Here is a 22,882-nt window from a genome sequence, read left to right as displayed (position 1 = left end):
ATTTACTTTTTCTCATCTATTGCAATTTAATTGCATGCCATATATTAACAGGCCGGCTAAATTTCAATACAAATCAACGTATTATGTTATCACAACCTATTCAAGTAAGCTTTAATTTGCCCGGCGGTGCCGAAGTGGTTATAGAAACGGGTAAACTTGCACGTCAGGCAGATGGTGCGGTTACCGTTCGTCAGGGTAATTGTATCCTGTTAGCAACAGTTGTTGCCAATAAAGAACCAAAAGAAGGGCAGTCTTTTTTTCCGTTAAGTGTTGACTATCAGGAGAAATTTGGTTCAGCCGGGCGTATTCCCGGTTCTTTTTTCAAAAGGGAAGGCAGATTGAGTGATTACGAAATTTTAATATCACGGTTGGTTGACCGTGCATTAAGACCCTTATTTCCCGAAGATTATTTATGCGATGTGCAGGTGTTAATCACCCTCATATCTTCAGATAAAGAAGTATTGCCTGATGCTTTAGCTTGTTTGGCAGCATCTGCAGCCTTGGCTGTTTCTGATATTCCAATTAAAGAAATTATCTCTGAAGTAAGGGTGGGCAGAGTAAATGGTAATTATATCATTAACCCTACAAGAACAGAAATTGAGCAGGCTGATATGGATTTTATTGTAGCAGCTACAGAAAAAAACCTGATGATGGTGGAAGGTGAAGCAAAAGAGTGTCAGGAAGAAGATTTGGTAAAAGTGTTGGAATTGGCGCATAATGCCATTCGTGTTCAAATTGAAGCACAAAAACAATTAAGAGATAAAAAGGGAATTACTGCTAAAAGAGATTATCCTAAACCTTTACAGGATGAAAATATTCAAAAACAAGTACATGCATTTTGTGCAGAAAAAATATTAGAAATTGCCCGTAGCGCCAGCAGTAAAGACCAACGTTCAGAGGCATTCAGCATTTTGAAAAAAGCCTTGGTTGAACAATTAGGTGAAACAGCAGATGATAATACCAAAGCATTGGCCAAAAAATATTTTGATGATTTGCAATGGGAACTAGTTCGAAACATGATGCTGGACGAAAGAAAAAGATTAGATGGCCGCCAGCTTACAGAAATTCGCCCGCTTGCAATGGAGGTTGATGTTTTACCTTCACCGCATGGCTCAGCGCTTTTTACCCGTGGCGAAACGCAATCACTAACTACTGTAACACTGGGTACGCCATTAGACCAGTTGTTAATTGAAAGTGCGGCTAAATCAGATTACTCTAAATTTATTTTGCATTATAATTTCCCTCCATTCTCAACCGGCGAGGTAAAACCTATGCGTGGTCCGGGTAGAAGAGAAGTGGGGCATGGAAATTTAGCCATGCGCTCATTAAAACAAATGATGCCAGGTAATGAGTATCCTTATACCACTCGTATTGTGAGCGATATTTTAGAATCAAATGGCTCCTCATCTATGGCTACAGTTTGTGCGGGTTCTTTGGCACTGATGGATGCAGGTGTACCCATCCCAAAACATGTGAGTGGTATTGCAATGGGTTTAATTACCCGTTCAAGCGATAACAAATATGCCATTCTTACCGATATTTTAGGAGATGAAGACCATTTGGGCGATATGGATTTTAAAGTAACCGGCACTCGTGATGGTATTTGCGGTGTACAAATGGATATAAAAATTGACGGCTTAAGTATGGAGTTAATGCGTGAAGCATTGAATCAGGCTAAAACTGCAAGGTTACATATTCTGGATGCGATGTATGCTACTATTCCTGCTGCTCGTCCTGAAGTGAAACCGCATACGCCAAGAATGGAAAAAATAATTGTTGACAAAGAATTTATCGGCGCCATTATTGGCCCTGGTGGTAAAGTTATTCAGGAATTACAACGCGAAACCGGCACTACCATTAATATCGAGGAAGTTGGGAATACCGGCGAGGTAAGTATATTCTCTGCAAATAAAGAAGGATTGGAGAAAGCTGTAGCCAAAATTAAAGCCATTGTGATGGTACCTGAAGTAGGTGAAGTTTATGATGCAGTGGTAAAAGGCATTAAAGAGTTTGGCGCTTTTGTAGAATTTTTACCTAAAAAAGAAGGATTATTACACATTAGTGAAATAAGCTGGAAGCGGTTAGAAAATTTAGATGGTGTTTTAAAAGAAGGCGATAAGTTAAAAGTAAAATTGATTGGAATTGATAACAAAACCGGTAAGTTTAAACTAAGCCGTAAAGTATTGATGCCCAAGCCTGATGCCAATAACAAACAGGCAGAAGATGTAAACAATCAATAATTAGAAATTAGTAGGAGGATAAAGCTGTTTACTTTTGAAGTAAGCAGTTTTTTTTTAATAAAAACCAAATGTTAGCAATGGTTTATATAAAAGTAAATATAAAATTACCCGATACTGAACTAACTGAAATGCTCATTGCACAACTTGAAGCCATTGGTTTTGATGGGTTTGAAGAAAATGCAGGTAGCTTATTGGCCTATATTGCTGAAAACAATTTTAATGAAATCCAATTAACTTCTTTATTAAATCAATATGCCGTACAATTTACCATTGAAACAGTTCCGGAACAAAATTGGAATGCCAATTGGGAAGCGAATTTTTCACCGGTTGTGCTTGAAAATTTTTTAGCGATACGTGCCAGTTTTCATGATGCAATTTCGAATGTTGAGCATGAAATTATCATTACCCCCAAAATGAGTTTTGGTACCGGCCATCATCCCACTACCTTTTTGGTAATGCAGTTAATGCAGCAAATAAATTTTTCCCAAAAAGCGGTATTCGATTTTGGAACCGGAACCGGCATTTTAGCCATTTTAGCAGAGAAACTGGGCGCATCTTCTGTTTATGCCGTCGATTGCGATGCATGGAGTATTCAAAATGCCGTTGAAAACTTTGCGATGAACCATACCAAAAATTGCAACATTCAGCAAGCCAATAATGCCGCAACTGATCAAAATTTTGATATTATACTGGCTAATGTTAACAGAAACATTATTTTAGATAACCTACATTATTTTATCAATTGCTTATCACCAAAAGGCCTAATTTTATTAAGCGGTTTACTGGTTTCTGATGCACCTGAAATAAAGAATATGATTCAACATAAATCAACTTGGCAACAAAAAGCAATATTGGAAAAAGAAGGTTGGATAGCTTTTTTATATGAAGCATAATTTTGTATGTTGTTTTTCGTTATAAAATATTTGTGAATTTTTAAGTAGGGTAGGTTATATTTGACATCCCAATTTCAATAGTTTACTGTAAAGTATGATTATGATAAAATGCATATTTTAACTGAAACTAATAAGTATAGAATACATTGACACACATGAAAGAGATCATACTCATCATAGCAGCCTATTTAATTGGTTCTATTCCTACATCAGTTTGGGTAAGTAAACGTTTTTTTGGAATTGATATTCGGGATTATGGCAGCGGTAACGCCGGTGCTACCAACACCTACAGAGTGCTGGGCAGTAAATGGGGCACTTTTGTGATGATAATGGATATGTTGAAAGGCGTTGTTGCTACTTCGCTCTATATACTTTACCCTGAATATTTAACCAATGAATTGCATCGTACCAATTTAATGATTGGATTAGGATTGGCTGCAGTACTTGGCCATATTTTCCCCATTTGGGCGGGATTTAAAGGAGGGAAAGGTGTAGCTACTTTGTTTGGTATGGCATTGGCCATTCAACCCATTGTTGCAGTAAGTTGTGTAGGCGTGTTTTTAATTGTATTGTATTTAACTCGTTTTGTTTCTTTAAGTTCCATACTGGCAGGTGTTGCTTTTATGGTTTTAATTCTCTTTATTTTTAATGAAAAAGAAACCTTGTACCGCATATTCGCAGTTATTGTTGCACTGATGATTATTTTAACGCATCAAAAAAATATTTCGCGTATTATTAAAGGTACTGAAAGCAAAGTGCCTATCTTGAAACACAGAGACAAGCGAAAAAAAAGGAATGAATAATGCTTTTGTTTGCCTTCATCCTTTCACCACTTTTTCAATTTTTTCTACACAAACGCACTTTATCTTCTGTCAATTCTGCTGATTTGTATGTTTCGGCATTATTTTAGTGATTATATTTGTTTTAATGACATACTTCAAATAAAAGTAATTGTTAGATTATACCAATTATCGGGTTAAATATTTAGTTTATATGAAAACAAGGCTTTTTATTGATGCTGCAAAAAAATATTTTTTTATTGCCGGTACAACTTTGCTTATTTCAATCATTAGTGGTTGCAGCCGTAATTCAATTACCGGAAGAAGCCAGTTAAGTTTAGTGCCTGAAAGTGAAGTTCAGGCTTTGGCCATTACACAATATCAATCATTTTTGTCATCTAACAAAGTAGTGCCTGCCACAACGAAAGATGCAGAAATGGTACAAAGGGTAGGGCATAGAATTGCCGAAGCCATTCAGAAATATTATACGGAACATGGACAACCCAACGCACTGAAAAATTATCATTGGGAATTTAATTTGGTGGATAGTAAAGAAATTAATGCCTGGTGTATGCCCGGTGGAAAAGTGGTAGTATATACCGGAATTTTACCGGTTACGCAAAATGAAACCGCATTAGCCATTGTTTTAGGGCACGAAATTACCCATGCGGTTGCAGGGCACGGTCGTGAAAGAATGAGCCAGCAACTTTTAGCACAAGGTATTGAAGTAGCCGGAAATGTGGCTTTGGCAACCAATACAAGAGCAGTTAATTTATTTAATCAGGTATATGCCCCTACCGCTCAGGTAGGTGTTTTATTACCCAACTCACGAAAACAGGAATATGAGGCCGATCATTATGGCCTCATATTCGCTGCAATGGCAGGATATGACCCTCGGGAAGCGATACCATTTTGGAAAAGAATGGAGGCTTTAGGAGGTGCCAAACCACCCGTTTTCCTGAGCGATCACCCGGCAGATGCAGACAGAATTCAAAAATTAGAGGCTTTAATGCCCGGAGCATTAACTTATTATCATCCTGTATCAGGCAAATAGGCGGTATTAATTGGTAAATATTTGCCTGTTTAAGTTTCATTCTTAGAAATATCGGCAAAAACAGATTATTTTCATTAATTTTGCAATCCTGTTCATCTCCCAATTACATCACCTGAAATTTGTTTTAGGCATGTCAAATCAGAGTTTATTTGAAAAGTTAGAATTAAATAATGAAAGGGCAATTCTTATACAAGGACTGCCTTCTTCCATTGAAAAACAATTCGTTAAGCTATCTTACGCAAAAAATGTTACACCTTTATTAAAGTCGAAAAAGGTTGATTTTGCACTCATTTTTGCCATTAATATTTGCCAGTTAAATACTATTTTAAAAGAAGTATTTGCAGCTTTACACATGGAAAGCAAACTTTGGATAGCATTTCCAAAGCAAACCAGCAAAATTGTAAGTGATTTAAACAGAGATTGCAGTTGGGCCTGTTTAACTGATAAAGGGTATGAAACAATTGATCAGATAGAAATTGACCATGTATGGAGTGCGATGCGGTTTAAAAAACTTGCCTCTGCCGTTGTGGTTGAAGAAACCGTTGTTTCTGTTACCGGTGTGGTTGAAAATGAACCAAAAAAAGAAACCAACAAGAGAATTGATTTTGATAAGAATTTAATTGTGCCGCCTGTTGAATTAGAAAAAATTTTTACGAAACATAAAAAAGCAAAAGAAATTTTTGCTGCATTGCCGGTTTCTCATCAAAAAGAATATGTAAGCTGGATTGAAGGGGCAAAAAAACAAGATACCAGACAGCGCAGGCTGGAAGCTGTTATTGAAAAATTAATGGCGGGTAAGAAAAATCCGCTCGAAAAATAAATTATGGCATTTATTAATATAGAAATTAAAGCAAAATGCTTTCACCCCGAAAAAGTGGAAGCATTTTTAGTTAGTGCAGGTGCTGATTTTAAAGGTATTGACTTTCAGAAAGATACTTATTTTAAGGTTGAAAACGGCAGATTGAAATTGCGTCAGGGAAATATTGAAAATAATCTTATTTATTATGAACGCTCCAATCTGTCAGGCCCCAAACCATCTTATTTTCAATTGGTACAGGTAAAAGATAGTAATACGCTGTTAGATATGTTAACCCGTGCAATTGGTAAAAAAATTGTGGTTGATAAAAAAAGAAAAATTTTCTTCATTGAAAATGTAAAATTTCATATAGATGAAGTGGTTGGTTTAGGCTTTTTTGTAGAAATAGAAGCCAGTAACTTATTACATCCCGAAAAAACAGAACAGGAATTGCAGGCACAATGTGCTGCTTATATGGATGCGCTGAATATACATGAAGAAGAATTATTGCAATATAGTTACAGCGATATGCTGATGGAGATAGATCTGCAATAATTTATTTTAAAATAACGGTACCTATTTTCTGTGTAAGTTCCCGTTCAATTGCTTTTAAATGCTTGTGCACTTCTATTAAACGTATTTGCTCCTCCATACTTGCATTTTCCATATCTTTCTGGTTTTGCACAAACATTTTTTTTATTTTCCTAAGTTTAAAATAATCAACGCTTAATAAAATATCCTGATGTGCTACATCCCGGTTGGTAATATTCAGGCCTTCAATTTTTTCATCCCATTTCTGGCTCAGTTCAAATGGCGAAACGGTGGTGGTAATTACCAACTGCCTGATGGCATTGTTTTCATGGTACAAAAATGTTTTTGCATCGGGTTGTTTATCCTGTTCATATAACTGCCTGTACTCTTGAATGGTTTGGTTAATTAAAGCATTTTCAATTTCAAAATTTTCAATTTCCTGAAAAACAAAATCAGCCATCGTCATGGTTTCATCCCATTGCTTTAAACCATGCTCCAATAAGGCACGCAGTAAATTACGTTCCTGTAATTCATCCTGTTGCAGCAACGAAATTTCTTCGGTTGCAGTATTGGGTTGTAATGGCAGTGTAGACGTGGTTGAAGCATCAGCAAAACTATTTTTCTTTTCTGCTTTTGATATTTCATTTCTTTTGTAGGTATTAATCAGGTTATATAAACCTGCCTCATCTACATTTAGTAATGCAGCACTTTGCTTTATATAATGTTGCTGTTTAGAAAAATCTTCAGCTTTATTAATTTTACTGAGGCTTTCCGCAATTTGATTCACCACTGCATTTTTTTTTGCCACATCATTCCCCGCCTCTTTCAGCAATAACTCTAATTGAAAAAGAATAAAATCTTTTTTATTGGCAGCAATAAATTCATTAAAGGCAACGGATCCCAATTGGCGAACATAACTATCGGGGTCTTCATTATCCGGAATCAGTACCAGTTTTACATTCAGGCCTTCTTCCAGCGCCATATCCAATCCTCTTAACGCTGCTTTAACACCGGCAGCATCACCATCATAAATAATGGTTAAGTTGTTGGTGTATTTTTTAATGTTGCGCAATTGATCGATAGTGAGGGAAGTGCCACCACTGGCCACAACATTCTCAATACCTGCCTGATGCAGACTAATCACATCTGTATATCCTTCCACCAATAAACATTCATCAGCCTTATCAATAGCCTGACGGGCAAAATAAATACCATACAGTACTTTGCTTTTAACGTAAATTTCGTTTTCAGGTGTATTGATGTATTTGGGTGCTTTATCGTTTTTGCCAATAATTCTGGCCCCAAAGCCAATAATTTTTCCGGTATTGTTGTGGATGGGAAAAATGATTCTGTTCCGGTAATTATCCACCCAGTCAGATTCATTTCTTCGAACAACCAATCCTGACTTCAACAAAAGTTCGGGATTGAACTGATAACTGATTAAATAGTTGGATAGTGGATGATTGGTGGAAGGATTATATCCCAACTGAAACTTTTCGATAATCGCATCGGAAAAATCTCTTTCATACAAATAACTCAGTGCAATTTGCCGGCCTTCATCAGTATGAAACAATGCATTTGAAAAAAACTTCTGAGCATGGCTGTTGATGATGTACAGACTATCTGCAGTATGCTGCTGTTGAAGCTGTTCGGCACCTACCTCGGTTTCTTCAATGGGTACATGGTATCTTTCTGCCAGCCATTTTAAAGCCTCAACATAACTTAATTTGTTATGTTCCATTAAAAAAGTAATGGTATTGCCGCTTTTACCACATCCAAAACATTTGTACAGTTCTTTAACCGGCGAAACGGTGAAGGAAGGAGTTTTTTCATTATGAAAAGGGCATAAACCTAAGTAATTGGCACCCCGTTTTTTGAGTTTTACATAATCGCCAATTACATCGAGTATATCGATACGGTTTTTAATTTGTTCTATGGTTTGTGGGGTAATCATACAATTTACAAATACGAATATCTGCAATTAGCAGGTGGTTTAAAAAATTTATTTGTAGTTTAGTGGCCTTACAAAAATATTAATATGTTAAAAAAGGAAAGGCAGGCATATATTCTGCAACAAATTAATATCCATAACAAAGTATTATCGTCTGATTTAAGCGTGCAAATGAATGTAAGTGAAGATACCATTCGGCGCGATTTACAGGAGTTGGATGAGCAGGGTAAAATAACCAAAGTACATGGTGGTGCATTATCGAAAGCCTTCCATTTTACTTTACAGAGCAATGTGGTATACCAGCAAACAGAAAAGCGTATGATTGCTCAAAAGGCCATTGCTTTATTAAGAGATGGCATGTTTGTACTCCTGTCAGGTGGCACTACCATTGTAGAAATGGTGAAAATTTTGCCCAAAGAATTGAATGTTACATTCATTACCGTGAGCCTTCCGGTAGCATTGGAGTTATTAAACCACCCCAACAGTCAGGTTATTTTTCTGGGGAATTTACTGTCTAAAAACGCACAAATAGCTGTTGGTGCAGAAGTAGTTACCCGTTTAAGCGAAATTACCGCCGATATCTGTTTTTTAGGTACCAATAGCATTGACGCGGAAAAAGGCATTACTGATTTAGAATGGGAAGTAATTGAAGTAAAAAGAGCCATGATTAGCAGTGCGTTAAAAACGGTTTCATTAGCTATTTCAGAAAAAGTAAACACGGTACAACGCTTACAGGTTTGTAAATTAGATGCTATTCATACCCTTATTACTGAATTAGAACCCACAGATACTCGATTAGAGTCTTATAAAACAGCCGGTCTTCAAATTTTATAAGTACCATCTCAGGTATTTTAAGGTGTATTATGCTGCTTTAATGTTGCAACATTTTGCGTTTTTTAAATAAAAATGTAAGATTTTGCCGATTTTTATTTTTTTTCTTAAAATTTTCTTTGTAACTATGTGATGCTATTGGTAAAAGGCATCTTTACATTTATGTAGATAAAAAATAATTTTATTACTGCGTTTTATTGCGTTATTCTACATTTGTTCATGTTTTTTATAAATAGATTACGGCTACTTTCAGGAAATATTTAATTAACCAAAACTCTATTTATGAGAAGAAGAATTAAAAACTGCTTATTCTTTATTTTGTTTCTTACTTTCATTTTAGGAAGTATTCAAGAACTGACAGCGCAAACATCCATTATTTCGGGAAAAATTTTAGATGCCGAAAGTAAATTACCGTTAGAAGGTGTTACAATCAAGGTTCAAGGAACAAACATATTTTCACAGTCTGACGAGAATGGTGCTTTTTCTATAAAGGCAAGGATTGGGCAAACTTTAATGGTAACACATATAGGGTTTTTAAATCAGAACATTAAAGTAAATGCAAAATCTGTTGTAATTATATTAAAAAGTACAGCATCACAATTAGATGAAGTAGTGGTAACAGGTACTTCTGAAGGAACTACCAAGCGTCAATTAGGAAGTTATATTGCAACTGTAAAATCAGATCAGTTGGCTAATGCTATAAGTGGCAATGTTTTAGCTTCTTTGCAGGGAAAAACAGCAGGGGCACAGATTACACAAAATTCAGGTGACCCAGCGGGAGGTATATCTGTAAGATTGCGGGGAATTAGTACTATTTCTGGTTCATCTGAGCCACTTTACATAATAGATGGAGTAATTGTTGATAATTCAACAAACAGAGTTACAAATACAGATCCAAGTTATTCCGGGCAAAATTTTGTAGGTACAATAGGTACGAATAGACTAGCTGACATAAATCCTGAAGACATTGATCATATTGAGGTTTTAAATGGTGCTGCTGCAACTGCCGTTTATGGATCACGTGCAAATGCAGGCGTTATTCAAATTTTTACAAAAAAAGGAAGTATCGGAGCGCCTGTTGTTAATTTTTCAACAAATGTTGGAATTAATCAGCTTCGAAAACAAATACCGATAAACAATGCGCCTGTTAAATTTGGCGGAGATCCTATGTTGCAAACCCAAACTATTTTAACGCCATCTATAACAAACACTACTGCTGTTCAACGTTATAATTATCAAGATTATATTTTTCAAACTGGGTTAAGGAATGAAAATAATATTTCTGTTTCCGGGGGTAAGGATAAAACTAAATACTATGCATCGGCTGGGTATTTATATAATGAAGGTATTATAAGAAACACAAATTTTAACAGATATAGTTTTCGATTGAATTTAGAGCAAACAATGACAAAATGGATGTCTTTTAATTTAACCACAAATTATATTTACGATTTTGATAATGAAAAGCCAGATGGCAATACATTTTTTTCGCCAACTAATGCTGTAACTATTATTGGTAATTATTATGATATTCAGAAGAGAGATGCATTAGGGAATATTCAGGCTGTTGGTGAAAGAGGAAGGGTAAATCCTGTTTCAGTAATTGAAGATTTTAAACAAAAGCAAACTGTTAGCAGAATAATAAGTGGTATTGGGTTTAAAATAAATCCAATTAAAAATTTATCTTTTGATTATCATATGGGAATCGATAATTATGCTCAAAATGGAATTACTTATTTACCTCCTTATGCTTATAATGTAAGTACTGCATTTTATGGTGGCGGGCCAACATTAGATCCCACATTAAATGGATATGCAAGTACAGCCACAAATACTTATTTTCAAATTAATCATGATGCTAATTTAACTTATCGGTTTAATATCAATAAAAATCTTTCATCAGTAACTCAGCTTGGCTATTCTCAACAATATTTTAAAAATAATTATACATTGTTGCAGGGGAGAGGCTTACCACCAAGTGTACAATCGGTAGGTGGAGCAAGTACTTTGTTACCAGGTTCTGATCAACGAAGTGAGGTTTCAATTTCCGGAGAATTTATCCAACAAAATTTTAAATACAGGAATCAATTTTTTGTTACCGGGGCAATAAGAATAGACGGTTCTTCAGTTTTTGCCACATCGCAAAGAAATCAGGTATATACAAAACTTAGTGGAAGCTATGTTATTTCCGGTACTGATTTTTGGGAAAAACTTAGATTATCAAATTGGTGGAATCTGTTTAAAATCAGGTCAGCTTTCGGTGAATCAGGAAATTTAACAGGGATACCTGCATATGGAAGGTTTAATACATTATTTGCTTCTCCATTTTTAGGGAGAGCTTCTTTCCAAACCGGCAGTGCATATACAAACCCAAATATAAAACCCGAAAGACAAAATGAGATTGAAATAGGAACTGATATGGCATTCTTTAATAATCGTATAAATGTAACTTTTAACTACTATAATAAGAAAGTGAACGATTTAATTATAAATCGTTTAATTGCACCTACAAATGGTTATTCGAGTTTATGGGATAATATAGGTTCACTTAAAAATCAGGGTTACGAACTTGTCTTAAATCTTGTTCCTGTTCAAAAGAAAAATTTTACTTGGGAGGCTACAATAATTTATAATCACAATAAAAATGAAGCTACCAATATCGGCCAGCAACTTATTTTGTATAATACCAATGGAGGTGCTCCGGTTGCAATTATTGCTGGACAACCTATAGGTGTTTTTTATGGAACATTCTTTGCCAGAGATAACAATGGCGCTTTAATAAAAAATACTTCCGGAATACCACTAACTGAAGCAGGAACACAAAATTCAGTACTGCATTATACTCCGGGCAGAAACCAGTCTGGCCTCCCCTCTGGTGCTGTATTACAGAAAGTAATAGGTAATCCCAATCCAAAATACACAGGAACAATTACAAATGATTTTACCTATCGAAAGCTTTTATTGCACATACAAATAGATGCCGTACAAGGAGTTGATGTATTTAATGCTGATTTTAGAACACGACAGGGGGTAGATAATGGTGTTATAGCTCAGCAAGAAGATTTAGGGCAAATACCTCGCGGTTATATTGCTGGCGTGTATCCAATACAAGAATGGAGAATTGATAATGGTAGTTTCGTAAAACTTAGAGAAATTTCAATTGCTTATCGAATTGGAAATATAAAATATTTTAAAGATTTAACTGTGAATTTAAGTGGACGAAATTTAATTTCATGGGATAACTATAAAGGATATGATCCCGAAGTAAATGCCGGCGGGCAAAGTACTATTCTACGTGGTATTGATTTTGGTACTGTGCCAATTCCTAAAACATTCAGTATAGGAATTAATACTAAGTTTTAATTTTTAAATTTAATTTTATGAAAAATAATATAAATGTATTTTTATTTGTATTTGTAATTTTAATTACTTCATGTTCAAAAAATTTTACGGATCCTTCCGGTCCATCTGTCCAACTGGCTTTTAATTCTCCTCAATCCCTTACTGCCGTTGCTGTAGGATTGCAAAATTGGTATACTGCGGGCAGAGGAGGTAATGTATACAATTACATCTCAACAAGTGGCCTATTGGCAAATGAATTGTTTGTTGTAAATGCAGGCAATACAGATGAGCAGCAATTTTATGCAGGAGGTAATTTTGTTTTAAACACCAATGGAATTGCTACAAGTATGTGGTCTGTTTCTAATAAAATTATAGCTGATGCAAATAATATCATGAATAATTTATCTGTTGTAAAAGACCCAGGCTATGCAAGTGGGTTATTGGCTTATGCATCAATATTTAAAGCTTTAGCTATGGGAAATTTAGCAACTTTTTGGAACAATATCCCTGATACTATTGGCTCTAAGGTAAATTTTATAAGTAGTAATGATGGATTTAATAAAGCACTTGGTGTTATAAATAATGCTATTAATGTAATCAATACAACACCTCCAAATACTTCTTTTTTGAACAATATACCGGCAGGTATAGATTTACTGAATACTTTATATGCATTAAAGGCAAGATATTCTTTATTTGTTGGTAATTATTCTGATGCACTTTCAGCAGCTAACTTAGTTAATTTAAGTACTAAATCTGTTTTCAATTATAATACTATTACATTAAATCCAATTTTCTCAATTGCTGCCTCAACAAATAATGTATATCAGCCAACAGATGGTAATCTTGGCCTACCAGCAGGTATTCAGCCAGAACCAGGTGATGCTCGTCTACCATTTTATTTATCTACAAATGCCATTGCACCAATTTATAGAATAAAAGGCTTTTTTAATACTTCCACCGGTAGTATACCTGTTTATTTGCCAGGAGAAATGACTTTAATTAAGGCAGAAGCTTATGCCAGACTAAATGACTTGCCAAATGCTTTAATTCAACTAAATATTGTTGTAACTAAATCACCTTCTTCAGATCCATTCGGGATTGGTGCTAACCTTCCACCGACTAGTTATACAGATCAAAATGATTTATTAAACAAAATTTATAAGAACAGATGTATTGAACTTTATATGTCTGGTTTAAAATTAATAGATGAAAGAAGATTTAACAGAAACGTTTCTGAACGTAAAAGAAACTATTTACCTTTTCCATTTGTAGAAAGAAATGATAATCCAAATACGCCTAATGATCCTCCATTTTAGTATAACTCAATTTTAATTATTTTTAACAGCGATTCAAATAGGTTTTTGTATCGCTGTTTTAATTTGTTGTTATAAAAATTAGTAGCAAATCAAGTCATTAATCATGTTTATATTTGGTAAAATTTTTTATAATGAAATTGATTTTAGTGTTTCTTGGTTTTTTTTTTCAGTATTTTCCTCCCAAGCCCAACTTTTAAAAGGCTTATTGAAAAATAATGCCAAAGATTCAAGTGCTGCGAATGGCGTTGCTGCGCTGGAAAATTTGGTAAAGGGCAATGGTTCAGGTACCGAACTTTCTAAAGATGATATTATTGATGGCTTAAAACAGGCGTTGGAAGTGGGTGCGAATAAAAGTGTTACACAACTTTCGTCACTGGATGGTTATTTTAAAAACAATGCTATTAAAATTTTAATGCCACCTGAGGCTCAAAAAGTTGAAAATACATTGCGTAACATGGGCCTGGGTAACGAAGTAGATAATGCTATTTTAACCATGAACCGTGCTGCTGAAGATGCTGCAAAGAGTGCTGCTCCTATTTTTGTAAATGCCATTAAAGGCATGACCATTCAGGATGGTATGCAACTTTTAAAAGGAGGAGATTCTGCAGCTACCCATTATTTAAGAGAAAAAACAACCGCATCATTAACCACTTCTTTTAAACCCATTGTTAAACAATCGTTGGTGAAAGTGGATGCTACCAAATACTGGAATAGCGTTTTCTCAACCTATAATAAAGTTCCGTTTGTAAAAAAAATAAATCCTGATTTAACAGGATATGTTACCGAAAAAGCGCTGGATGGTTTGTTTTATCAGGTTGCACAGGAAGAGCAAAAAATCAGAAAAGATCCTGTTGCCCAAACCACCGATTTGCTAAAAAAAGTGTTTGCCCAATAATGGTTTCAGCCGCTTTTTATGCAATTGAATAGATACCAATACAGATTAAAATAGCGGCTAAAAGGGCTACAAAAAATTTATATTTATCCCAATAATAAAGTCGTTTCTTTTCCTGCAATTGTTTTTCTATTGCTATTTTTTGTGCATACCCTGCAAAGGGCAGTCTGGTTTCAATGGTTTCATACAATTGTACACTGTTTTTATAGTTCAATACGTGTAGAAGTTCAATGAGTTGACTACGTATTTTTTCTATTGAAATTTTATTTGATTCTTCTTTTAAAATCAACAGATTATTGGCTGATAAAATAATTTCACTAACCATTAATACCACTGCTTCTTCATTAACATTATCGGCTTGTTGTAGTACTTTTTTCTGTAGTTGTATACATTCAGCCAATATTGAAGCGCCATTTGTAATGGTATATGCAGGTAAATGTGCTGCGTAATATTTTAAATGAAAGGCCCTGCGTTGATCAGGATTGGAAAGAATAGTATAGGCCTCATTTATTTTTTTAAAATAACCATCCAACATTTCTGAATTGCCGGTTTTATCGGGATGATACTGCATGGCTAATTTTCGATACGCTTTTCTGATGGCTCCATCACTGGCATTGGGTGCAACCCGTAATATTTGATAATAATCTTCCATCCAATTCATTCATTGTTTGTTGGCTATAAGTATAACAATCTGTTCAGCTGGTTGTTGGGTATTAAAATGGAATACCCAGATTAATGTAAGGAAGCAACATTTTACTCTGATCAGAATACATAGCACTGATTTCTAATGGTCCTAATACAAAATTATAGCCAAATGAAATAGAGTAGCCCGATAAAAATTTGGCTTTTTCAGGCATAAAATTTCCATCTACAAAATCATAAAAAGCACCATTGGCTTTTGTGATGATATAGCCATTGTTAAATATTTGATAACGCAATCCAACCTGCATGGCTGCAATGCTATTGGTAACAACGGATCCTTCTGCCAATCCTGCAAATGTAATTTGGTTTTTATACACATTTGTTAAGCCGCCCACATTAAAGGCATTAATTACATCACCGGTATTTCTCCAATTCAATCCGCCCTGAAATTGGGTAAATAATGTTTTTCGTTTGGTGAGTGGAATATATTTTTCGGCATTTACAAACGCTCTGTAATAACTTTTGTAATGAATGCCAAGTGAATCGGGATTGGGAATTTCATTGCCATTTAAATAATATTCTACATTGGGGTTTTGGTTATTTATCTCTCCAAATTCTATATCTGTTTTACTGCCATTTTTCGGGTAAATGGGGTTGGTTAAAGAATTGGCTTTGATAAACAAATAAGGGTTCAAATAACTGATGCCTCCCCTGGCTTCAAAGGCTGCGGGCAATTGTGGACGATAATTTAAATTTTCAAATCGGGTGCCCGCACCTAACGAAAGTTCACGCGTTGGCGAGAAGCGTAAATTAACATCAGCCAAAAAATAGCCTTGTTTAAATAATCCCTGTTTGGTAAAATTATTGTAACTGTTAATGTTTAATGATTCAATTTGTGTAGTGGCAGTCAATGAAAATAATTTGTGTTTACCAAAATATTGAATATGCTCACCGCGCAATCTCATATTCTCCCCAATATTTACTGTTACCTGACTTTTAGAATAGGGCGTAAAAAAATCGCGACTGGTAATATTGGCAATTAAACTAATGCCTGTAAACTGATTGTAATTCACGCCAAGTTTGGCAAATGTTAAGGGATTTTCTTCAACATCAAATACTATTTGTGCCGTACTATCTGTAATGGGCAGCAATGAGTATACAATTTTATTGTAATATCTTGTGCCAAAGGCTTTGCGAATATGTTCCGACAAATCAACTGCAGTATACCATTGGTTCAGCGTAAACTGCATTCTTTTTAAAAAGAAATTGGCATCTGTTTGATGCAGGCCATTTATACTAAATGCAGTAATTTTTACTGCACGTAGGTTGGGCAATGCCTGTTTTTGAAAATGCAGATTGCCATACAAAGCTTGCAGCGAATCGGCAAGATGTTTAAAAACGGGATAATATTTTTCACCGGTTTTATCACCTGTATCAATAATTTCATCAGCCGAGCCAAAACTGCCCATGTTGTAATCTTCTAAATCATGCGGAATATAAATATTGCAAAGTGCTTTCTCTTTAATGGCATCTTCATCATTTCTGAAAAATGCTATTTGTAGCAGTACCTGAATAATATTATTAATTTTATCTTTCGGTAATAAGCCACTGGCTACATTACTGCCAATTAAAAAATCTGCTCCCATTTTTTGTGCATCAATTACCGGAAAGTTTCTTACCACGCCACCATCTACTAATTTTTTCCCCTGATAATTTACAGCAGTAAAAACAGAGGGTATGGCCATGCTGGAACGAATGGCATATACAATTTCGCCACTGTTTAATACCACGCCATCGCCGGTAGAAATGTTTGTGGCGATGCATTCAAACGACTTTGAAAATTTTTTAAAGTTTTTTATTTTATAAGCAGGAAAGTACAATTCATTTAATTTAAGCCATAACTCTTCTGATTCAATTACGCCACTGGGTAGTCGGAAGCTATTGTTTACCCAGGGCAGTTCAATGGCATATTTGCCATAATCTGTTTTTTCCTGCATGCTGAAGGATCGGAGCGAAATATTGTTGGAGAGTAATTGATCCCAATTGGTTTGCCTGGCTATTTGTTCAATGGTATCTGCCGAGTATCCCAATGCATATAAAGAACCAATTACAGCACCCATACTGGTGCCTGTAACATATTTGATAGGTAGTTGAGCCGAATCGATTGCTTTTAATACGCCAATATGGGCTAATCCTTTTGCGCCACCACCACTTAAGGTTAATCCTACTGCAGGATGTTGCGCCAACAATTTGGTGGAAAGTATAAAAAGCAGGAAAAAAAATGTAAGGACTTTCATACCATGAATGAAATGTGAATTTACAGGAAACCATGCGAGTAACAAAATGGGTATTAGAATCCTTTGAATGGAAGTGTGGTATTTTGTTATTCCAAACGTTTTTGAAACATATCATCAATTTTCCTAAATAAATGTTGTGGTTTAAAAACGCGCCATTCAGGTATATCTAACAGTTCAATGTAATAATTTAATTTTTTCTTTCTAAAATCCTGTTGCGTGGCTTCAGGCATATTTAAAGCTACAATCCAGCCGTTTTCTTCGGTAACCTCATCAAACCATTCCTGATAATACTCCCTGTCGCTGCTATGGAAATTCAATACATTTTCAGTAATTAAAATGTATTTGGTAATGTGTTCCGAAAATAATGGGTCTAATACTTCCCGCTTCAGTTCCATAATATCGTTTTCAATGGCATCATTCCATTCGCCTATCATTTCAATTATGGCATAATGACAGTCGTAATCTGCAAAAAGTATTTTAAGGTACAGTGTTTTACTTCCAAAATCGTCCCATTGTGGATGAATATAATAGTTATAGATGGTTTGTGAATATTCAAATTCACTATATGTTCTTCCGTAGAAAGGAGAGTGTTTGTCTTCTTCAGAAATATAAATATGCCGCCAGTTATAAAAAGGTTCAATATTATGCATGGTGATTTGTTCTGGCGGCCTCAATTGCTTTTTTTACGCTGCCATACTGCAATAATAAAGATTTTGCTTGTTCGTAGTTATGGTTGTGCAAATGTTCCATTACCATTTTTGCACCTCTGTCTACCAGCTTGGCGTTGGTGAGCTGCATATTTACCATTTTATTGTCTTCAACTCGTCCTAATTGAATCATTACACTGGTTGAAATCATATTCAATACCAGTTTTTGGGCAGTGCCACTTTTCATACGAGTGCTGCCGGTAACAAATTCGGGGCCTACAATTACTTCAACCGGATAATCAGCTATTGAACTGATAGTAGAGTGAGGGTTACAAGAAATACTTCCGGTGGGTATATTTCTTTTTTTACAGGCTTCTAAAGCACCCACTACATAAGGGGTTGTACCACTGGCAGCTAAGCCAATTACAAAATCATTTTTTGTTACCCGGTAGCTTTCTAAATCTTTCCAGCCCTGTTCTAAACTATCTTCTGCATTTTCTACGGCGTGGGTAATGGCTTTATCGCCCCCGGCAATAATGCCTACTACTAATCCGTAAGGAACGCCAAAAGTAGGAGGACACTCGCTGGCATCTAATATACCGAGGCGACCACTGGTGCCGGCACCCATATAAAATAAACGGCCGCCGGCAAGCATTACATCTGTAATGGCAGCTACCAATTCTTTTATTTGTGGAATGGCTTTTTCAACAGCAAGTGGAACGGTTTTGTCTTCCTGATTAATTTGTTGTAATAATTCTTTTATAGACATTTTTTCTAAATGTCTGTACGGCGAAGGTTGTTCTGTAATTTTCGTCAATTCACTCATAAAACATAATTATCGGTGGTATTCAATCAGCCCCTGCATGGGTTTTTGCAGTATTTTGCCAATTTGTATTTCGTATACCTGGCAAAGTTCCTGCAAAATATCGCTAAATCCAAATGCAACACTGCCAATAAAATTAATAGGATATTCCCAAATTTCCTTGTATTTTAATAAATGCTGGTAAAAAAAATCATTCAATCCATCCTCTATAATATTTTCAATCATATAATGGCCGCGGTTTTCTGCAAGAAATAAAGCAAACCCGGCTAAATAACGATTGGCCAAAGGTTGTTGGTATACATTTTCTAAAATTTCTTTTGGTGTTAAGGCATATTTTTGGTTAAAACGATCCATTAGGTCGGCATCAAATGTTTGGTATAAATAATATTGAATTACCTTTTTGCCCAAATAAGCGCCACTGCCTTCATCACCTAAAATATATCCTATACCCGGACTGTTCTTGATAATTTTTTTGCCATTAAAATAACAGGAGTTTGAGCCGGTACCCAAAATGCAGGCAATTCCTTTTTCATGGCCACACAATGCTCTGGCGGCAGCCAGAATGTCGGTATTTATTTCAATAGCAGCCTGTTTAAACAGGGTTTTTAATACTGCCCGCATCATTTTAACATGATTTATATTGCTTAAACCTGTGCCATAAAAATAAATTTCATCAATTGCCTGTGCTTGTTTTAGATGGGGTAAAACTTCTGTTTGTATAATTTTAATCATGGTGCCTTTGGACAGAAAATACGGACTTAGCCCCTGTGTTGTAAAAACTGTTTTTTTGCGAGGTTGAATCAGGCACCATTCGCATTTGGTAGCGCCACTGTCTGCAATCAATTTAATAGCCATAACAAATTGTTTTTTACGGTAGTGTTGAACAATGAATCAGTCATTTCAACATTAATACGGATATTCGCAATCTTGAATTAAGATACAAAGAAGCAGCATATTATGTCAGGAAAAAAATTAAGTATTTGGTTGCCATTGTTATTGTCTGTTATTTTAGTGATTGGTATGGTTCTGGGTTATCAACTCAATCAAAGCACATCATCCGGAAGTTTTTTGCACAATGGAGGCCCTTCTTCTGTGCAGGAAGTAATAGATTTAATTAATAACAAATACGTTGATGCCATTCGTCCGGATAGTTTTAAACAAGCGGTGATTGAACAATCATTGGCGAATTTGGATCCGCATTCTATTTATATTCCTCCTAAAGAAGTGAAAGAAGTAAACGAAGAATTGATGGGTAATTTTCAGGGAATTGGTGTTGAATTTCAAATTTTTAATGATACTATTAATGTAGTAAGCGTTATTCCGAATGGGCCGGCTGCACAAGCAGGAATAATGGTAGGCGATGCATTGTTAAAAGCCAACGATTCTATTGGGTTGGTAGGCAACATGAATCCTGACAGCATCAAAAATAAATTGCGTGGTCCATCAGGCTCATTGGTAAAAATTACTTTGTTGCGCAACGGTCAATTCAAAAATATTACGGTTAAACGCGGAAGTATTCTGGTGCCTTCTGTTGAAGTGGCGTACATGGTTACATCCGAAATTGGTTATATTAAAATTAACCGTTTCGGCGAACGTACTTTTGAAGAATTTATGCAAAAATTGGAAAGTTTGCAAAAGCAGGGGATGAAAAAACTAATACTTGATTTACGGGGTAATGGCGGCGGAATATTAACAGAAGCTACAGCTATTGCCGATCAGTTTTTAGATGATGATAAATTAATTGTATATACCGAAGGTGCTCATTCTCTCAGAACAGATTATCGCTGTAAAAGAGATGGAATTTTTGAAAAAAATCCATTGGTGGTTTTGGTTAATGAAACCACTGCATCGGCCAGTGAAGTGTTATCAGGTGCATTACAAGACTGGAACCGCGCTACCATTATTGGACGTAGAACTTTTGGTAAAGGGTTGGTGCAACAGCAATTTCAACTCAGTAACGGAGGGGCACTTCGGTTAACTGTAGCACGTTATTACACCCCGCTGGGAAGAAATATTCAGAAGCCTTATAATAAAGGCAAAGAAGCTTATGAAGATGAACTGATTAACCGCTTTCATGATGGCGAATTGCTAAAATTAGATTCTTCTAAATTAAATGGACCCGCCTACAAAACACCCAATGGGCATTTGGTATATGGCGGCGGTGGAATTACCCCTGATATTTTTGTTCCGTATGATACTACTTTGTTACGTTCTTCGCTGAATAAAATTTTTTCAAAAAACACCATCAACTGGTTTGTGTATAAATTTTATCTAAGGAATAGAAGTTATTTTGATAATTTTAAAACTATTCTTGCATTTGAACAGGCTTTTCAATTGAACAATGCCCAGTGGAGTGAACTGGAAACCTATCTTAAATCAGATAAACTGAAGATGCCTCAATCGGATATTGCAAAAAAGGAACTGGCTTTACGCATCAAGGCTTTAATGGCACGTCAGCTTTTTGGCCCTGCAGGTTATTATGAAATTATGAATGCAAATGATGAAACCTTTGAAAAAGCAGTACAACAAATGCAATAGTTTTTTAAACGAATTCGTTTTTGAGAGAATAAATTTGATTAGATTGCTTTGCCTGATTGAAAAAAAGTATTTACTGAATGGGAGAAATTTATATTTTAAGAGAAGGTAAATTGATTATAGGCCCTTTTAACTTAAAAAAAATAAAAAAACGCGGTTTAAAAATATCAGACAAAGTTTGGTATGAAGGCTTATATGACTGGACGCCGGTAGAAGAATTATCGCATTTGGCGCCATGTATTGTTGCAACCGGCAATCGGAATGATTTATCGTTTTTTCAACGGGTATTTTCCTTTTTAAAATAATTGTTCTGAACTGTGTTTTCAATTCCTTTAGTTCCTTAGCTTTATAAAAAAAATGATGGCAGTAACAGAATGGAAAGGTATTTTTCCTGCACTAACTACTCCTTTTACCGCAAATGATACTGTAGATCTGGAGCTGTTATCCAAAAATATTCATGCGCAATTAGCTGCCGGCGTAAATGGTTTAATTGTTGGCGGGTCATTAGGTGAGGCAGCAGTGCTAACTTTGGATGAAAAGCAAATTTTATTGCAAACTGCAGCGGCTGTAAGCAACCGAACCGTTCCGGTATTATTGAATATTGCAGCGGCAACTATCAATGAAGCGATTCAACAAGTTGAGCTTGGTACAAAAAATTTTGTTAGTGGTTTTATGTTGTTGCCCCCTATGCGTTATAAAAGCGATGAAAGGGAAACAATTTATTTTTTAAAGACCGTTGCAGAAGCTACTTCATTGCCAATAATGCTATACAATAATCCGGTTGACTATGGTACAGAAATTACTATCGAAATATTGGAAGCGCTGGAACCAATAGCCAATATTGTGGCTATTAAAGAATCTACCCGAAACGTTACCAACGTATCAAGGCTGAAAAATCATTTCGGTAACCGGTTCTCCATATTGTGCGGTGTAGATACCATTGCTGCAGAATCTTTCATGATGGGTGCAGATGGATGGGTTGCCGGATTAGTCAATGCTTTTCCAAACGAAACGGTTGCATTATATCAATTGGTAAAAACAAAGCGTTATGATGAGGCGGTTGCACTGCATCGTTGGTTTTTACCTTTATTGGAATTAGACATTCATCCTAAATTAGTGCAATATATTAAGCTGGCGCAAATGGTAACCGGTTTAGGCAGTACCTATGTTAGAGCGCCACGTTTGGTACCTGAAGGTGCAGAATATGAGCAACTGCTGCAATTAATTCATCATGCCATTGCCACGCATCCGGGATTGCCCAAATTTTAAAATGCAGGCGTTGGCAAAAAATGGCCAATTCTAATCCATTC

The 22,882-nt window shown here is 35.6% G+C and carries 19 protein-coding genes; 13 read left to right on the top strand and 6 right to left on the bottom strand.

Going from position 1 to position 22,882, the window contains the following annotated elements; translation table 11 throughout:
- Positions 1–83 precede the first annotated feature (83 nt).
- The 6 genes from pnp to A0F92_RS03885 all read left to right on the top strand — a co-directional run bounded on the left by pnp (position 84) and on the right by A0F92_RS03885 (position 6,317).
- Positions 84–2,240 (top strand): polyribonucleotide nucleotidyltransferase, encoded by a 2,157-nt coding sequence (gene pnp / locus A0F92_RS03910; RefSeq protein ID WP_068241897.1) that lies wholly within the window; start codon positions 84–86, stop codon positions 2,238–2,240.
- Between the two features lie 77 nt (positions 2,241–2,317).
- Complete coding sequence (gene prmA / locus A0F92_RS03905) at positions 2,318–3,133, top strand: 50S ribosomal protein L11 methyltransferase (RefSeq protein WP_068242002.1); 816 nt, start codon at positions 2,318–2,320, stop codon at positions 3,131–3,133.
- Positions 3,134–3,288: 155 nt separating this feature from the next.
- Positions 3,289–3,936 carry a glycerol-3-phosphate 1-O-acyltransferase PlsY gene (gene plsY, locus A0F92_RS03900; protein WP_068241895.1) on the top strand — a complete coding sequence of 216 codons (648 nt, stop codon included), beginning with the start codon at positions 3,289–3,291 and terminating at the stop codon, positions 3,934–3,936.
- A 190-nt stretch (positions 3,937–4,126) separates the two neighbouring features.
- Entirely contained in the window at positions 4,127–4,966 is an 840-nt protein-coding gene (locus A0F92_RS03895; protein WP_068242000.1) for a M48 family metallopeptidase, read from the top strand.
- 130 nt (positions 4,967–5,096) lie between these two features.
- A complete protein-coding gene (locus A0F92_RS03890; RefSeq protein ID WP_068241893.1) occupies positions 5,097–5,786 on the top strand; it encodes a YdeI/OmpD-associated family protein in 690 nt (229 codons plus the stop codon).
- Positions 5,787–5,789: 3 nt separating this feature from the next.
- On the top strand, positions 5,790–6,317 hold the full coding sequence (locus tag A0F92_RS03885) for a class IV adenylate cyclase (protein WP_068241892.1): 528 nt from the start codon (positions 5,790–5,792) through the stop codon (positions 6,315–6,317).
- Position 6,318: 1 nt separating this feature from the next.
- On the opposite strand, the gene dnaG is transcribed toward A0F92_RS03885, so the two are convergent.
- Positions 6,319–8,247, bottom strand: coding sequence for a DNA primase (gene dnaG, locus A0F92_RS03880; protein WP_068241890.1), 1,929 nt, complete (start codon positions 8,245–8,247; stop codon positions 6,319–6,321).
- A gap of 84 nt (positions 8,248–8,331) precedes the next feature.
- Here dnaG and A0F92_RS03875 point away from each other — a divergent pair, with 84 nt between their 5' ends.
- The 4 genes from A0F92_RS03875 (at position 8,332) to A0F92_RS03860 (ending at position 14,631) form a co-directional block, all read left to right on the top strand.
- Positions 8,332–9,078, top strand: coding sequence for a DeoR/GlpR family DNA-binding transcription regulator (locus tag A0F92_RS03875; protein WP_068241888.1), 747 nt, complete (start codon positions 8,332–8,334; stop codon positions 9,076–9,078).
- A gap of 279 nt (positions 9,079–9,357) precedes the next feature.
- Positions 9,358–12,438, top strand: coding sequence for a SusC/RagA family TonB-linked outer membrane protein (locus A0F92_RS03870; protein ID WP_068241886.1), 3,081 nt, complete (start codon positions 9,358–9,360; stop codon positions 12,436–12,438).
- Positions 12,439–12,455: 17 nt separating this feature from the next.
- A complete protein-coding gene (locus A0F92_RS03865) occupies positions 12,456–13,736 on the top strand; it encodes a RagB/SusD family nutrient uptake outer membrane protein (protein WP_068241884.1) in 1,281 nt (426 codons plus the stop codon).
- Positions 13,737–13,941: 205 nt separating this feature from the next.
- Positions 13,942–14,631 carry a DUF4197 domain-containing protein gene (locus A0F92_RS03860; protein WP_068241998.1) on the top strand — a complete coding sequence of 230 codons (690 nt, stop codon included), beginning with the start codon at positions 13,942–13,944 and terminating at the stop codon, positions 14,629–14,631.
- 16 nt (positions 14,632–14,647) lie between these two features.
- Here A0F92_RS03860 and A0F92_RS03855 read toward each other — a convergent pair whose 3' ends face one another.
- The 5 genes from A0F92_RS03855 to A0F92_RS03835 all read right to left on the bottom strand — a co-directional run bounded on the left by A0F92_RS03855 (position 14,648) and on the right by A0F92_RS03835 (position 19,892).
- On the bottom strand, positions 14,648–15,289 hold the full coding sequence (locus tag A0F92_RS03855; protein ID WP_068241882.1) for a J domain-containing protein: 642 nt from the start codon (positions 15,287–15,289) through the stop codon (positions 14,648–14,650).
- A 52-nt stretch (positions 15,290–15,341) separates the two neighbouring features.
- The gene (locus A0F92_RS03850) at positions 15,342–17,567 is read right to left on the bottom strand and encodes a patatin-like phospholipase family protein (protein ID WP_068241880.1); all 2,226 of its coding nucleotides are present in this window, start codon (positions 17,565–17,567) and stop codon (positions 15,342–15,344) included.
- A gap of 86 nt (positions 17,568–17,653) precedes the next feature.
- Entirely contained in the window at positions 17,654–18,217 is a 564-nt protein-coding gene (locus tag A0F92_RS03845; RefSeq protein ID WP_068241878.1) for a hypothetical protein, read from the bottom strand.
- A complete protein-coding gene (gene murQ, locus A0F92_RS03840; protein WP_068241876.1) occupies positions 18,210–19,040 on the bottom strand; it encodes an N-acetylmuramic acid 6-phosphate etherase in 831 nt (276 codons plus the stop codon). The genes A0F92_RS03845 and murQ overlap by 8 nt, the downstream gene beginning before the upstream one ends.
- Positions 19,041–19,049: 9 nt before the next feature.
- Positions 19,050–19,892: an N-acetylglucosamine kinase gene (locus A0F92_RS03835; RefSeq protein WP_167516788.1), complete on the bottom strand. Its 843-nt coding sequence runs from the start codon at positions 19,890–19,892 to the stop codon at positions 19,050–19,052.
- Positions 19,893–19,994: 102 nt separating this feature from the next.
- On the opposite strand from A0F92_RS03835, the gene A0F92_RS03830 reads away from it, so the two are divergent.
- The 3 genes from A0F92_RS03830 to A0F92_RS03820 all read left to right on the top strand — a co-directional run bounded on the left by A0F92_RS03830 (position 19,995) and on the right by A0F92_RS03820 (position 22,841).
- Complete coding sequence (locus A0F92_RS03830) at positions 19,995–21,575, top strand: S41 family peptidase (protein ID WP_068241874.1); 1,581 nt, start codon at positions 19,995–19,997, stop codon at positions 21,573–21,575.
- Positions 21,576–21,652: 77 nt separating this feature from the next.
- A complete protein-coding gene (locus A0F92_RS03825) occupies positions 21,653–21,877 on the top strand; it encodes a GYF domain-containing protein (protein ID WP_068241872.1) in 225 nt (74 codons plus the stop codon).
- A 52-nt stretch (positions 21,878–21,929) separates the two neighbouring features.
- Positions 21,930–22,841 carry a dihydrodipicolinate synthase family protein gene (locus A0F92_RS03820; RefSeq protein ID WP_253810122.1) on the top strand — a complete coding sequence of 304 codons (912 nt, stop codon included), beginning with the start codon at positions 21,930–21,932 and terminating at the stop codon, positions 22,839–22,841.
- Positions 22,842–22,882: the final 41 nt, after the last annotated feature.

The sequence above is a fragment of the Hydrotalea flava genome (assembly GCF_001623405.1).
Taxonomy (GTDB): Bacteria; Bacteroidota; Bacteroidia; order Chitinophagales; family Chitinophagaceae; genus Hydrotalea; species Hydrotalea flava.
The sequence above is the reverse complement of the archived record's forward strand: the minus strand, read 5'-3'. Positions and strand labels throughout refer to the sequence as shown.

Coding starts and splice junctions, on each gene's coding strand:
- A0F92_RS03830 (WP_068241874.1), top strand. CDS start 19,995: ATGTCAGGAAAAAAATTAAGTATTTGGTTGCCATTGTTATTGTCTGTT.
- murQ (WP_068241876.1), bottom strand. CDS start 19,040: ATGAGTGAATTGACGAAAATTACAGAACAACCTTCGCCGTACAGACAT.
- A0F92_RS03850 (WP_068241880.1), bottom strand. CDS start 17,567: ATGAAAGTCCTTACATTTTTTTTCCTGCTTTTTATACTTTCCACCAAA.
- dnaG (WP_068241890.1), bottom strand. CDS start 8,247: ATGATTACCCCACAAACCATAGAACAAATTAAAAACCGTATCGATATA.
- A0F92_RS03825 (WP_068241872.1), top strand. CDS start 21,653: ATGGGAGAAATTTATATTTTAAGAGAAGGTAAATTGATTATAGGCCCT.
- A0F92_RS03890 (WP_068241893.1), top strand. CDS start 5,097: ATGTCAAATCAGAGTTTATTTGAAAAGTTAGAATTAAATAATGAAAGG.
- A0F92_RS03865 (WP_068241884.1), top strand. CDS start 12,456: ATGAAAAATAATATAAATGTATTTTTATTTGTATTTGTAATTTTAATT.
- A0F92_RS03835 (WP_167516788.1), bottom strand. CDS start 19,892: ATGGCTATTAAATTGATTGCAGACAGTGGCGCTACCAAATGCGAATGG.
- plsY (WP_068241895.1), top strand. CDS start 3,289: ATGAAAGAGATCATACTCATCATAGCAGCCTATTTAATTGGTTCTATT.
- pnp (WP_068241897.1), top strand. CDS start 84: ATGTTATCACAACCTATTCAAGTAAGCTTTAATTTGCCCGGCGGTGCC.
- A0F92_RS03820 (WP_253810122.1), top strand. CDS start 21,930: ATGATGGCAGTAACAGAATGGAAAGGTATTTTTCCTGCACTAACTACT.
- A0F92_RS03845 (WP_068241878.1), bottom strand. CDS start 18,217: ATGCATAATATTGAACCTTTTTATAACTGGCGGCATATTTATATTTCT.
- prmA (WP_068242002.1), top strand. CDS start 2,318: ATGGTTTATATAAAAGTAAATATAAAATTACCCGATACTGAACTAACT.
- A0F92_RS03875 (WP_068241888.1), top strand. CDS start 8,332: ATGTTAAAAAAGGAAAGGCAGGCATATATTCTGCAACAAATTAATATC.
- A0F92_RS03885 (WP_068241892.1), top strand. CDS start 5,790: ATGGCATTTATTAATATAGAAATTAAAGCAAAATGCTTTCACCCCGAA.
- A0F92_RS03870 (WP_068241886.1), top strand. CDS start 9,358: ATGAGAAGAAGAATTAAAAACTGCTTATTCTTTATTTTGTTTCTTACT.
- A0F92_RS03895 (WP_068242000.1), top strand. CDS start 4,127: ATGAAAACAAGGCTTTTTATTGATGCTGCAAAAAAATATTTTTTTATT.
- A0F92_RS03855 (WP_068241882.1), bottom strand. CDS start 15,289: ATGAATTGGATGGAAGATTATTATCAAATATTACGGGTTGCACCCAAT.